This window comes from Chitinophaga rupis, from assembly GCF_900109685.1.
In the GTDB taxonomy this organism is placed as follows: domain Bacteria; phylum Bacteroidota; class Bacteroidia; order Chitinophagales; family Chitinophagaceae; genus Chitinophaga; species Chitinophaga rupis.
Map to the genome: position 1 here is coordinate 18864 of NZ_FOBB01000012.1, position 14698 is coordinate 33561.

6 protein-coding genes are annotated in these 14698 nt (G+C 50.2%); 1 reads left to right on the top strand and 5 read right to left on the bottom strand.

All coding sequences use genetic code 11. The features are described from left to right. Positions 1-128 precede the first annotated feature (128 nt). From BMZ54_RS33410 to BMZ54_RS30035, 4 genes are all read right to left on the bottom strand, one after another. Positions 129-3950, bottom strand: coding sequence for a glycosyl hydrolase family 95 catalytic domain-containing protein (locus BMZ54_RS33410; protein ID WP_238386729.1), 3822 nt, complete (start codon positions 3948-3950; stop codon positions 129-131). Between the two features lie 26 nt (positions 3951-3976). After that, on the bottom strand, positions 3977-5953 hold the full coding sequence (locus tag BMZ54_RS30025; RefSeq protein ID WP_089920560.1) for a plastocyanin/azurin family copper-binding protein: 1977 nt from the start codon (positions 5951-5953) through the stop codon (positions 3977-3979). Positions 5954-5958: 5 nt separating this feature from the next. Beyond that, positions 5959-7758 (bottom strand): 3-keto-alpha-glucoside-1,2-lyase-like domain-containing protein, encoded by a 1800-nt coding sequence (locus BMZ54_RS30030; RefSeq protein WP_089920562.1) that lies wholly within the window; start codon positions 7756-7758, stop codon positions 5959-5961. A 72-nt stretch (positions 7759-7830) separates the two neighbouring features. After that, positions 7831-9858: an alpha/beta hydrolase family protein gene (locus tag BMZ54_RS30035; RefSeq protein WP_089920564.1), complete on the bottom strand. Its 2028-nt coding sequence runs from the start codon at positions 9856-9858 to the stop codon at positions 7831-7833. A gap of 133 nt (positions 9859-9991) precedes the next feature. On the opposite strand from BMZ54_RS30035, the gene BMZ54_RS30040 reads away from it, so the two are divergent. Next, a complete protein-coding gene (locus tag BMZ54_RS30040) occupies positions 9992-12286 on the top strand; it encodes a DUF5703 domain-containing protein (RefSeq protein WP_089920566.1) in 2295 nt (764 codons plus the stop codon). A gap of 25 nt (positions 12287-12311) precedes the next feature. On the opposite strand, the gene BMZ54_RS30045 is transcribed toward BMZ54_RS30040, so the two are convergent. Further along, positions 12312-14693 (bottom strand): glycoside hydrolase family 2 TIM barrel-domain containing protein, encoded by a 2382-nt coding sequence (locus tag BMZ54_RS30045; protein ID WP_089920568.1) that lies wholly within the window; start codon positions 14691-14693, stop codon positions 12312-12314. Positions 14694-14698 lie beyond the last annotated feature (5 nt).

Below are 14698 nucleotides of genomic sequence, written 5' to 3' on the forward strand. Positions count from 1 at the left end.
ATTTGGAAAGGCTGGTAATTAAAAAGTATGGTGCTTTGCAGGGCTTTGTTGAATGGAGCCTGCGTTATTATACCATCACTTTTAGTTTACTGCCTTAAGCTTTATGCTTTACGCTTTATGCTTTCTGCTTACTTCACTACTTCCAACCGGTCATCTCTCACCTGTAGCCGGTACTTCTTTCCTTTTTGGGTAGATAGCTTCAGCGATTGCTGACCGTACTTCAGCTCACAGGGGCCACCCGCAGTAGCCGTTACCGTTAGCTGTTGCAGCTTACCTTGCTCCCAGCCCATATCCAGCACAAAACCACCACGGGTACAAATGCCGCTTACATGGCCGGCTGGCCAGGCATCCGGCAGGGCGGGCAACAGGTCAATATATCCCATATGGCTTTGTACCAGCATTTCTGCAATGCCGGAAGCGCCGCCGAAGTTACCGTCGATCTGGAAAGGCGGATGCGCATCAAACAGGTTGGTGAATGAGCCGCCATGTGCTTTGCCGCCGTTCAGGTCTTCAGCTGGCGTTAGCAGGTTTTTTAGGAGGAGCAATGCGTGGTTGCCATCTTTAAACCTGGCCCACAGGTTCACCTTCCAGGCAAGGCTCCAGCCGGTACCGCCATCACCACGGAATAATAAAGACTGGCGCGCGGCTTTCATAAATTCCGGCGACTGATCCCAGGTAATATCCTTACCGGGGAACACACCCCACAAATGGGATACGTGCCGGTGACGGCTGGTAGTATCATCTACATCCTGCAACCACTCCTGCAGCTGTCCGAACTTACCGATCTGGTTAGGCGCTATCTGTTTATATTTTGTTTGCAGGGTTTGGCTGAAAGCAGCATCCGTATGCAGGATAGCCGCTGCATCTATGCAGTTCTTAAATAGGTCGCGGATCAGCTGGTGATCCATTGTAGGACCAGCTACCAGGCCGCCGTTCTCCGGGGAATTGGAAGGTGTGCTGATCAACCAGCCGGTAGTGCTGTCTTTCACCAGGAAGCTCACAAAAAAGCTGGCCGCCGCTTTCATAATGGGATACGCCTTTTGCTGTAAGAAAACAGGATCTTTTGTAAATAAATAATGCTCCCATAAATGATGACTGAGCCAGGCGGCTCCTGTTACCCATATGCCGTGATTAGCTGCATTAATGGGCGCAGTGGCCCGCCACAGATCGGTATTATGATGTAATACCCAACCTGGAGCACCATATTGCTCCTTTGCTGTAACGCGGCCGGTTTGCGCTACATCATCTATTAAACTAAACATAGGCGCTGTGCAGGCTGAAAGATTCCAGACCTCTGCCGGCCAGTAGTTCATTTCAAAGTTAATATTGGTGGTGTATTTGCTGTCCCAGGGCGGCGTTAGCTGATCGTTCCAGATGCCCTGCAGGTTCATGGGCTGCCCACCCGGGCGCGATGCTGCGATCATCAGGTAACGGGCATATTGTACGTACAATGCGGCCAGCGCCGGATCGGTAGCCGGTGTAAATTGGCGGATGCGCTGATCTGTAGGCAGCTGTGTTTGCCCCTCGCCCAGGTTAAGATCCAGTTTGTTAAAGTATTGCTGGTAATCTTTGATATGCGCTGCTTTAATGCCGGTGTAAGAAAGACCTTTCAGCTTAGCTGTTACCTGCGCGCAAAGTGCAGCAGGGTTGCCGCTTACATCCTTGTAGCTTTTGTAGCTGGTGGCAGCGGTGAGGTACAGCGTGGCTTCATCTGCATCCTCAACAGTAATGGTACTATCCCCAACGGTTACACGTCCTTTATGTGCGCTTAGCTTTAGCCAGCTTTCGCCCTTTAGTACACCGTCCTTTACCTGCAGGGAAAGCGCCAGTGTGCTGTCATTCACCTTGCGGATGCTGTAAGTTTTGTGTGATGTTTTTATTGCTGCAGTGAAGCTGATACTGCCTGGCCTGTCTGCTGTTAAATGTACTGCTATCGCCTTTTGCGGCGCGCTGGCCAGGTATTCCCGGGTATAATGAATGTTGTTGGTAGTATAGGTGGTGCGGGCAATGGCCCTGTTCAGGTCCAGTTCCCGGTGGTAATCCGTTACTGCTGCAGTGGTGTCCCTGAAGTGTAGCAGCAGGTCGCCAAAAGGCTGGTATGCTGCCTGGTAGCGGGAGGCAGGTGGGGCACTTTTTTGTCCCAGGAAATGTTCTTCAGCCAGCTGCTCTGCTTCTTTTTGCTTACCGGCTGCCAGCAGTGCACGGATCTGTGGCAGGTACTGTACTGCGCCAATGCGGGCATGCTCCCGCGGGCCATCGGTCCATAAGGTAGCTTCGTTAAACTGTAAGTGCTCTGTGTTCACACCACCGTAGATCATAGCTCCCTGATGCCCGTTACCAATGGGCAATGCAGCGGTCCATTTAGCGGCCGGGCTGTTGTACCACAAAGTAAGCGCCTGCTTTTTTGCAGGCAGCGGTGTTACGACGCGGGTAAGATTATTACCGCTGTAGATCTTTTCACCGTCTGCAAATATTTGAAAGCCCTTTCCTTTATTATATTTTTTCCCGGTCCTATCCCACAGGATGGTGAGCAGGCGGCCATGATAAGGCACCTGGTCCAGGCAGAACCAGTCCCAGGTTCCGGCAGGGATCAGCGGTGCTATTTCCAGCTGTTCATCACTGCGGGGCTTCAGTCCCACCAGGTCGCTGATCACCAGGTCGCAGAAACCGGAGTGGTTGTAAAAGCTGCTGCGCGGATCATCTCCTTTTAACCAGTACCCGTTCTTTTCATCCTGGTACTCGCCTAAATAAGGTTGTCCGTTCTTCTGGTGAGAGCGGGCGTATGTTTTCAATGCGCGGTAATATACCTGCGCATTCATTCCATCATGATTACGGTAGTCTGTTAACAGGTTGGCTAATGCTTTTAATGTTTGCGTAGTGGCAAAGGGCCATATAGCGCCATCCCACTCACAACCACCGGTACCGTGTGTACGAAAAGCAGGGTGCCGCTGTTCTGCTGTGGTAATGCCCCAGGGTGCATCAAAACCTTTTGGGTCAGTGAGCTGCTGCCAGGCTTTTGCATAAGTGGCCTTATCATCCGGCAGGTTAAAATACCAGGGTATAAAACCTATCTCCTCTCTTGCGCCGGATAAACCGCCTTTTGCAAAACGTACTTTGAAGAAAGCGGCTGTATCATCCCATAACTTTTCCTGCACGGCTGCTTTTAACTGCGCGGCCAATTTCGTATACCGGATACGCAGGCTGTCGCGCCCGGCCATAGCGGCTATCAGCGCCAGTGCGCGGGCATTGCCATACATATAGCTGTTGATGGTAGGGCGTATATTCCTTTCTTTCCGGGAGCCGCTGATAGATTCTTCCATTCCATCTCTTACATCAAACTGCCAGAACATACCATCCGGCAATAATTTCTCCTGCTCCCACAAACGGTAATCGGCATCCAGGGAATCCAGCATGCTGATGGCAAAATTGCGGTCGCCGGTAACCAGGTAGTAATTATAAACGGCATCGGCGGCCCAGCCGCTGAACTGATGAAAACGTGGCTTAGGCTGGTGTTTGTCTTTTTCCAGCCAGTAACGGATGTATTGATCCACGTACTGCGTATCGCGCAGCCAGCGGCCTTCATAAATGTGATGGCCTGTGGCGCAGCTTAATGCATTATACCTGCCGGCATGTTTTACCGGTTCAATAAATTCTGTAAAGATGAAACCATCCGGTGTTTGCTTTAAGTGTTTGCGAAAGCTGTACCAGCGGTAGTAATAGGTTTGTTCAATGGTGCTGTCCGGGCAATCCAGTAAAGGAATATTGCTCTGCAGCCAGGTGGCAGCCTGTTCATCCGGCACATAATTCACCACATTCTTTTTATCGTCTATCCGGTTAAAGAATGTTACGTATTGCTGTAAACGGCCGCCTTTCAGGAAAGGCGTCTTTTGCTGCGTCCATCCATTCATTACTGCACACAGGCATAAACAAACACTTAAAAAACGTTGCATTGGTTTCTTTTGATTACTTCTATTTCTTATTTCGCTTTTACTTTCAGGATGCCCTTCATTACCGCATAGTGGCCGGGAAAGGTGCATACGTACGGGTAATCACCCGGTGTTTTAGGCGCTATAAAATAAATGCTCTGCGAGGTTTCCGGCTGCAGCAGGCAGGTATTGTACAACACATCTTTTGATCCCGGCACATAGGCCAGCTGTGAGCCGCTTAAACCCATTTCCATGGCCAGCTTACCTACTGCATCTCCTTTACCCGGAGCGGTGATCACCAGGTTATGCAGCATATCGTCATTATTATTAAACACCAGCTTTACCTTGCTGCCGGCAGTTACTTCCAGCTCCGCTACATCAAACTTTAAACCTGGTTTGGTGCCTACCTGTAAGGTTATATCCGGCTTAGCCCAGCCGGCGGGTTGCACGCTTACACATTTGGTGGGATCTGTACCGCAGGCGCCTTTATTACTGGCGCCGCTGGCAGCCAGGCTTTTAGTAGTAACTGCACAGCTGGGACCTACGCCGGCTGGAATGGCATTTAACGTATAGTAGCCAACGTTATGCAGCAGGGATAATCCTGATTGTGATTGCAGGCCGTTCACATGCAGCTCATGAATATATCCTTCGCGCAAACCTTCCACATAGATCCTTACCCGGCGTCCATCTTCAGATACTTCACTTTTTACTACCGCGCAGGGTTGCTGGTTAATAATAGGGCTGCCATATGTTTTATGATAAGCGTAGGTAAAACCGGTTACGCTGTACAAGCTGGCATCTGCTGCCTGTTTTTTATTTACCGGCAGGGTAAATTCCAGCTCAAAGCCATTGCTTTGGGCACGCATGGCTTTTATTTCAAAAGGCGTCGCTCCTTTAAAGTTTACCCGTTGCAAACCAAACAATGCCGGGCCGGTGGATGCCCACCCGCGGCTGGTCATGCCTACAAAAAGGGAATGATCACTTCCCCAGGCCATGCGCAGCACACCGGATGAAAAGCCCTCCAGGAAAGGGAAAGAGGCTCCCTGGTATTTTCCCTTTACCTTTTCCAGGAAAGCGCGCATTACTTTGCTATGCCCCTGGTCACCTACCAGCACCTGGCCTTTAAAAGGACCAAAAGCATCGGAATTAATGGTTAATACTTCTGAAGTGGAAATACCCATCAGCGTGTGCGGGAACCATACACTGGGCTCTTTGAAGTGTTCCGTTTTTTTAGCAAAGTCGTGCAGAATGCCTATTGAATCCGGGAACTGTTCCGGTTTTAGCTTAATGGGCGATCCATATTCACCGGACCAGCGCAGGCCTGCAGGGTGACCGGCAAAATCGCCATAGTCCATTTGCGTGATGCGGCCGGAGCCTATCCAGTCGCCCTGGTTCTCCGCAAAAAATATATCTCCATTCTCCGACAATCCAAAACCTGCAGGAGAGCGCATGCCCGCAGCATAAGGCTGCATAGTGCCATCCGGTTTTATGCGCATCATCCAGCCACGCCATTTAGCCAGGCTTGCACCGCGCCCTATCCAGGAAAGGTTCAGGGTAACGATCATATCACCATTTGGCAGGAACAGCGGGCCATAAGAATATTCATGGTAGTTGCCGGACAAAGGCCAGGAGGCTACCGTCTGGAACAGGTCTGCTTTCCCGTCGTTGTTAGTGTCGGTTACTTTCGTGAGCTCTGAACGCTGTGTGGTATAGAAAGATCCGTTGTGCCAGGCCAGGCCCAGGGTTTCATGCATGCCATATGCAAAACGTTTGTACTGCGGCTGTTTAGACTTCTTCTGGTATGGGTCTGTGATCAGCCATATTTCCCCGTGCCGGGTGGACACGCCCAGCCTGTCATCCGGCGTAAAGGCCAGCCCGCCTACTTCCAGCACCACGCTATCCGGTATAGGCACATCCGTTATACTATAATACTTACCTTCCTTTGCCTTCATTTCTGTTTGCGCATTTGCCATAAAGGGGAGGCCGCATAACAATGATAAAAAGGCTATATGCAATTGACGCTTCATATTATTTACCAGATAATGGAGTAATGAATGTTCATAGTTTTACCAGCCTGTAAGGGCAGCACCAGGCGGTATTGCCCTTTGCTTTCCACGATCTCCGGCTGATCCTTTGTTTCAATGTAGTAGTGCTTATCATCTACCGCATAGCTGCCATCCGGCAGTTTTTCTATCAGGCCGCCGCCACCCATCAACCAGTATGCGTTGCCGTTAGCCGATGCAGGACTGTTGATGGTGATTTCCCTTTCCAGCCCTTTTCCATCTGCACGAGGATGCAGATAATCTTCCACCGACCATTGATGCAGCGTGTAAAAGAATACCGGCAGGTCATTGGGTAATATTTTATAACCGCGGTTGGTATAGCTGCTGCTGTCTTCCCGTATAGAATCCGGCCAGGCAGCATTCTTAGCGGATAATTCTGCAATACAGGGAATGCCTGCCAGCTCCAGCGGAGCGCCTAAGGGCCGGGCCAGCTGTTTTTCTCCACGCTCATGCCACATCTCCGCTACATCAATATAGCGCCCGTGCCAGGCCAGTAAAGGACTATAGTTCACCATATCATACGCATAATTAATGCCGCCCGGCGCGCCTACCGCCATGCTATAGGGATCCACTTTATTGCCATGCTCCATGAAGCCGCGCTGAATAACAGCGCTTGCTTTAACAGGATATTCCATTTGCGGGGATACCTCCACCTGCCGTTCAGATGCAGGTGTAGTAAGCGCAGTAAAAGGAATATGCGGTCCTTCATATAACAGCACCAGGCTCTCATCATAATTTGCATAGCTTAGCTGGAAATCGTGCGGACCGCCTTTCAGCAAGGTATCACCGTAAAAGGGGCGTTCAAAGTCGCGGGTACCGCCGTTATTGGCAATTTCATTCCCATCGATCATCAGCCGCACCGGTCCGCCGGCGCGGATGCTGAATACATAGTGCCCTTCTGTGGGCAGCTGCAGCTTACCTTCCAGCAGCAGCTGCGCACGTTTATCGCCTACGCGGTAGCTGAGTGAATCTGTATTACCTGAGCGGGTGGGCAGTAATAGCTTCAACGTATCATGGTTCTTGTATACGCCTTTGTATACACGGTAATGCAGGCCGGTTATACTTGCACGTGCATCGCCATAGGTTTTATAACGGATGTTGCGGAACGCTACAGGGCCATTATGCACCACAAAGCGCAGAGGACCGGGCGTTTGCACCTGTTTACGCAAGGTATCCTGCGCTGTGATGCCCAATACAGGATCCTGCTGAATGGTACGCCCGTTCAGCATTACAGATTCAAAACCTGCTTCTGTAGTGCCATTATTACCGGTACGCGCTGCTTTAAACTTCACCACCAGGTGCTGCCACAAACCAGGCGCCTTGCAGGCATTCAGCAAGGGTGCTTTATCTGCTACCCCTCCGCAATCTGCTGCAGTAACGCTGTCTTTAAGCCAGCTATCCTGCAGCTGCAATGGATATTTACCCTGAAAAAGAATGGCGGCATTTGCCTGCGGCGATAGCATGAAGTCCAGCTCCAGGTCTATATCCCCATGGGTCATTTTCGTAGGCAGCTCACCGTTAGCAGCTGCATTAAATACCAGGATGCCTTTACCCTCCTTTACTTCCAGCTGGTGCGGCTGCTGCCGATTCATGTATACATTACCGGCTATTTGCCAGCTGTTACCCGGTGTGGTAAAAGCATCCAGGTTATCCAGGCTAAGCGGATCCATGGGCAGACTTTCGACCGGAAGTGTTTCCTTCTTCCCCGACGAACAGGCCGCAAGGCTTACAATGATGGTGCTATACAGCAAAAAAGATTTGACAGACATTGACTGAGATCAAAAGATGAAAAATATTTTCACAACGTTCAATTATACTATGGTGTAAACTTAACGGCCCTGTTACGGAAAATCAAACCGCTTATCAAGGATCCGCAGCAGGTCCGGTACATCGTAATACCGCAAAACATCCGGTATTACAACGCTATACCAGTTCTTTTGCAACACCTGCTGAATGATAGTGGTAAAAGAAGGCAGGTGATCCGCTACCTGCAGGTATTTGATGCGATCATCCACCACAGCGGCATGCAGCGCTACCAGGGCGCTCATACCTGTAGCACGTACGGCCACCTCTCTTTGCCGGAAAGCAGCATCTGTTTGCAAATAATCCAGCAAGAGCTGCAGGTCGGTTACGCGCTGCCCTATAAGCGGCCGCCCCAAATGCAGGGATGACATTACATTGCGGTATTCTTTATTATAGAACTTGGTATTGTTAAATTCGGGCCGGTCGGCAGTTTCACCGGTACCCCGCAGATCGGGCAGCAGGATGGCGTAACCTTTTTGCAGGTACGGCTGTAACAAAGCAGCGCTATCCAGCAAGGCGCGTTTGCCCTCGTCCTGTAAGCAGATCAGCACTTTTTTGATAGCCTGCTCCTGCGGGCGTATGAGCAAAAAAGGCAGGGGCGGCTCATGGGCGCTGCGTAACAGCTTCTTTTCTATTTTACCTAATGGGTGTGAGAAAGTACCGGTATCTTCTACCTGTACTTTTTCGCGGGCGGATGGTAATGCTAATAACTGTTGCAGGGTATCTGCCAGCGCTTTGCCCGTGAGCTTCTTCCGGCTGTTAGACAGCACGGTAGCTGTTTTCAGGAAATGCTGCTGTAGCGTAAGCTCATTGGGCATGCTGTTATTCAGCTCACCGCTAGTAGTGCAGTTCAGTGTTGCGGCAGGTAATACATTCAGCGTACCTTCTTTTACCGGCGCATCATCTTTATAAAGCCATTTACGGAACCAGCGTACAGCAGCTTCCCGCTTGGGTTGAGAAATGCCATGGCCATCATCTACTGTTACCAGCTGCACATGATCTGCAGCATTTAAAGTAGTATAACATTGTTTGGCTTCGTTGTAGGCCTGCACAGCGCCGATATAATCTACAAAGTCGTACCGGCCGGATAATATCAGTAAAGGCTTCGGCGCCAGCATGTGCATGTAGTCGGCTATTTCAATGCCTTGCTTGCCTTCATTGGGTATTTGTACACAGCCATCCAGCGGGCCGGCCAGCTCAAATGTTCTTTCGCGGGAAGTAATGTAGCTGCACACTGCCGCCACTTTAATGCGTGGCTCAAAGGCCATAAAGTAAGCAGTTTGCGTGCCGCCTCCAGAATTGCCTAAACAACCAATACGGGTAGTATCCACTTCCCTGCGGGATAAAAGGTAGTCGAGCCCGCGCTCATTATCCCATAACTCGTAAGCCGCTACGCTGGAACCTACCAGGGCAGCTGCTGCGTTTAATAAAGTATGTTCAGTGGTACCGCCCCTGGTTAAAGGTTTGCCGGTACTGTCCGTAAGCTGATGACGCTCTCCCTGTGAAACGGGGTCAACGATCAGCACCACAAAACCATTTTTTGCAAGCAGTATAGCTGTTTGCTGGTATGAGGGGGTGGACTTTGCTGTGGCCTCATGCCCGCAAAACAACAGCGCAGCAGGGAAAGGGCCTTTGCCTGCTGGTATATATAAGTTGGCCGTTACATGATGTTGAGGAAGGCTTTGATAAATGATCTTTTCAATGCGGTAACCATCCTGCTGCAGCGTGCCTGTTACAAGCGGCTGCAGTGGTACTTTTTGCGGCAAGGGACCTAATAATTTATGATAAGCAGCCTGCAGCTGCTGCTGGTAGCTGTGTACTCCCTGCGCGGATTGCAGGGCCGTTTGCAGACGGGTATTGCGTAATACATATTGCTGGTGCATTTGCTGCATCAGGTAAGTATTGAGCATTTCATCTGCCCGCCAGTCAATGATGTTAGTGGATTGTTGGGCATGCAGAGGGAATACCCACAGGCACATAATACCAATGGCAATCTTAGTATAACTGTACAAGTAACACTTATTCGACAACAGCTGCGTAAAACGGTAAAGTCCCCGTACTTTCATCAACATGGAATTTTAGATCTCCGCTATAGCGATCAAACTACAGAAATATACAGGTAAATTAGTATTTTTTTACGCAAACGTTGCCGGAGCAAGCGTTTAAAAATGTTCTGTTAACTTTGCCCGCTTATACAATATGTACCAGGTTTTTCGCAACATATTACTTTGGCTGTTACCGGTTATATGCGCTTTTAACACACAAGCGCAGCAACCGGAGCTGGATTCCTGCAATATTACCTGGACCCGCCAGAGCCGCAGCTCCGGCGAATCTATGCCTTGTGGTGGCGGTGATATAGGCCTGAACGTGTGGGTAGAGAAAGGGGAGCTATGCTGCTACCTTTCCCGCAGCGGCGCATTTGATGAACATAACATTATGCTCAAACAGGGGCGCCTTCGGGTAAAGCTTACGCCTAACCCGTTTGAGAATGGTACGCAATTCCGGCAAACCTTGCACCTGCGGCAGGGTTATATTGATATCAGCGGCAGCAAAGGCCCGCTGCAAGCGAAGATCCGGATATGGGTAGATGTTTTTCAGCCCCTGATACATGTGGAGGTAAACAGCAACCAGCCTGTAAAAGCTACTGCGCGTTATGAGAACTGGCGCACGAAAGACCGGTTATTATCGCCGGGTGAGCTGCTGGCTTCTTCCGGTTATAAAGGCGGCACCATCCCGGTAACAGCCTATCATGATAGTATTACTTTTCATGAAAACCAGGTGCTGTTCTGCCATCGCAATCGCGATGATAAGCTGATCTTTGACTTTACCGTACGGCAACAAGGCTTGAATGCGATAAAGTCACAGCTCTGGAATCCACAGCGGGGGCTTACGTCCGGCGGAGCAATGTGGGGCAGTAATATGCAGGCCGCCGGTACTGCAACCGGCAAATACCTGAACACACCTTACACCGCGTGGCAGCTGCAAAGCAGGCAGGCGGCACGTAATCATACTATTAATGTGCTGCTACATATAGATACGATTAACTGGTACCAGGGTTTGCAGCAGCAAATAGCAGCAGCTGCCGGCAGCAGCTTTGAAAAAACACAAGCCTGGTGGCAACAGTACTGGGACCGGAGCTTTATCTTCATTCAGAAAGACACCAACACTGTTGAATGGCAGGCCAGCCGCAACTATCAGCTGTTCCGCTATATGCTGGGCTGTAATGCCTACGGCGCCTACCCTACCAAGTTTAACGGCGGGCTGTTTACCTACGATCCCGTTTTTGTAAATAAAAACACTCCCTTCTCACCGGATTTCCGGCGCTGGGGTGGCGGTACCTTCACCGCGCAGAACCAGCGCCTGGTGTACTGGCCGTTGCTGAAAAGCGGCGACTTTGATCTGATGACCGCGCAGTTTGAATTTTACCGGCGGGCATTGCAAAATGCAACCGCGCGTACCCGCTTTTACTGGGGACATGCAGGCGCCAGCTTTACAGAGCAGATGGAAAATTTTGGCCTACCTGCTGCCAGTGAATACGGCTGGAAGCGCCCAGCAGATTTTGATAAAGGCGTAGAATACAATAACTGGCTGGAATACGAATGGGATACTGTACTGGAATTTTGCCTGATGATACTGGATTGGGAACGTTTCAGCGGGCATGATATTTCAAAGTACCTGCCGCTTATTGAAAGCTGCATTACCTTTTTTGATGAGCACTATCAATACCTGGCTACCTTACGCGGCGGCGCTGCGCTGGATAGCAACGGGCACCTGGTGCTGTATCCCGGTTCGGCTGGCGAAACATACAAGCTGGCTTACAACTCCGCTACTACTATTGTGGGTTTACATACCGTTACCAGCCGCTTGCTGGAATTATCTATTGCAGACAGTACACGCAAAAAGCTGCAGGCTTTCCTGCAACGCATACCGCCTCTCTCCTTCCGTAACATGCAGGGATATACGACTATTTCACCTGCGCAGTCCTGGCAACGGATCAATAACCAGGAAACACCGCAGTTATACCCGGTATTCCCTTATGGCATGTATGGTATTGGTAAGCCCGGGCTGGATACGGCACGCAATACCTGGCTGTATGATACGGATGCCATATCACGCCGCAGCGCAGTGGGCTGGAAACAGGATAATATTTTCTGTGCACGTTTAGGGCTTACCAAAGAAGCAGCTTATTACACATTGGAAAAACTGAAAAATAGTACCAACCGTTTCCCTGCTTTCTGGGGGCCTGGTTTTGACTGGACACCGGATCATAACCAGGGTGGATCAGGAATGATAGGATTGCAGGAAATGCTGCTGCAAACGGATGGGAAGCATATTTATCTTTTTCCTGCCTGGCCGCCCAAATGGGATGTACATTTTAAACTGCATGCACCATATGAGACAACCGTGGAGGGCATTTTGAAGGATGGGAAGATTGTGAAGCTGGAAGTGCTGCCGAAGGAGAGAGAGAAAGATGTGGTGGTGATGTTGAAGTAGGATTGTCTACACGGTGCGGAGATAATCACTTCACCACAACACTCACCTGCCCCTCCTTTAACCCCTCCGCCTTTGCCTTTAACACAACATTCCCCGGCCCTCCTGTAGCTTTCACTACCACCAAACACCTGCCCTGCCAGGCTTTACGCTGCGGCAGCTGGTAGCTTTCTGTACTGATAGGGTTTGCATTACCCACACCCACAATGGTGCCCGGACCAGTTATAGAAAACTGGACCAGGTTCTCTGCTTTAGGATCGCGCACGCCGCTGGCATCCAGTAATTCTACTGTGATATATACCAGGTCCTGGTTATTAGCCTGCATGGTGTTATGATCTGCTGTGAGCTTAAGCTGTACAGGCGTAGCCGCCGTGCGTAATACAGCAGTATTTATTTTTTTGTTGCCATTATAACCTATTGCTTCCAGCGTACCTGCTTCATAAGGGACCTTGAAAGTAGCGGTGAACTTATTAGCGCGGCTGGTGGATTGTTTTCCTAAAGAACGATTGTTCAGGAAAAGCTCCACCTGCTCACAGGAAGAATATACTTCCACTTCCAGCGGCTGTTTTTCATAACCTTTCCAGTTCCAGTCTGGTACCACATCATGCCATTCCCAATGGCTCCAGTCCACTTTATTTGGATTGGTGGGAAAAGAAGGCTGCGGCGGTTTTACAAAAACCGATACCTGGCCGGGTTTCCACAGTACATCCCGGTAATAGGATTGCGGGCGTTTCCAGCCGCAGATATCTATATCGCCGCAATAGGCAAGGTTCCAGGGGTAGAAGTGCTGCCGCTGCCAGTAACCCAGCCAGCCAATGCTGGCTTCTCCTATATAATCAAAGGAAGTCCATACAAAATCACCGATCACCCAGGGATGATCTGTTACACCCATCCAGTAATCAAATGCTTCCAGCGGTAAAGATTCCGTGGCAAATATAACGCGATCGGGTAAACGCTGATGATCGGTTACGTATTTATCCCGTGCATAGTTATAACCGGCGATGTCCAGTGTAGCCAGGAAAGGATCTTTATCCGGCGTTACACCATTCACCCCACAGGTTATAAACCGTGTGGTATCAAGCGTGCGGATGTGGTCACTGAGCATTCTGGCAACGCTTACTACTTCCGGCTTTTCCCGGTTCGGGATCTCGTTACCGGTGCTCCACATAATGATGGACGGATGATTGCGGTCGCGGTATACCATGCTCTCTATATCTTTCTTCCACCAGTCATTAAAGTAGAGATGATAATCGTCCGGGTTTTTACCCTGCGTCCAGGCATCAAAGGCTTCATCTATCACCAGCATGCCCAAACGGTCGCAGGCATCCAGGAAAGCGGGTGAGGGTGGATTATGCGCGCAGCGGATGGCGTTATACCCGTTGGCTTTTAGTATTTCTATCTTACGTTCCTCTGCACGGTCGTAGGCCTTTGCACCTAAGGGACCATTGTCATGGTGCACACACCCCCCTTTTAATTTCAACGGCTGCCCATTTAAACGGAAACCATTCACGGCATCAGCGGTAATGCTGCGGATGCCAAAAGGAGTTTGCAGCTGATCAACCAATTGCCCATCGCGGTAAACGGATGTTACAGCGGTATACAATACCGGCGTGGTAACAGACCACAGCTCAGGGCGGGCTACTGCCACATCCTGGTTATAGGTAACAGTATCTTTGGGGCTTAAGCTTTGCGTGCTGTTGGCAGTGGCTACTTCTTTTCCTTTTGCGTTTAAAATACGGGTAACCAGCTTTATGGATGTAGTGCCGGCGCCTTCATTCAATACCGTAGTATTTATATGTACACCAGCCGTAGCAGCGCTTACCTGTGGAGTTGTAATATAAGTGCCCCACTGCGCTACATGCACCGGATCCATCACCTGCAGCCATACGTGGCGATAAATGCCTGAACCGGCATACCAGCGGCTGTTCTCTCCTTCATTCCTGACCTTTACAGCCAGCACATTTTTTTCATTCCATTTGATACGATCTGTAGCATCGTACCAGAAGGACGTATAACCGTAAGGGTGTTTACCCAGCTTTTTTCCATTGAGCCAGATCTCGGCATTCATATAAATACCATCAAACTGCAGGTGTACACGCTTGCCTTTTTGCGCAGCAGGTATGGTAAATGTTTTGCGGTACCAGCCAGTGCCGCCGGTGGTAAAACCACCGCTTACCTGGCTAATGGCATCCGGGCTAAAGGGCGATTGTGTGCCTGGCAGGTCTTCAATACTCCAGTCATGCGGCAGGTCTATTGCACGCCATTGGGAATCGTCAAAATCCGGCTCATCGGCGCCTTGCGCCCCGCCCCTGTGAAAACGCCAGCCTGCATCAAATAACTGTGTGCGGCTGCTATCCTGGGCCTGGGCATAGATGCTTATCAGTAAAAATATAGCTGTTAATAATCGCATGTGCT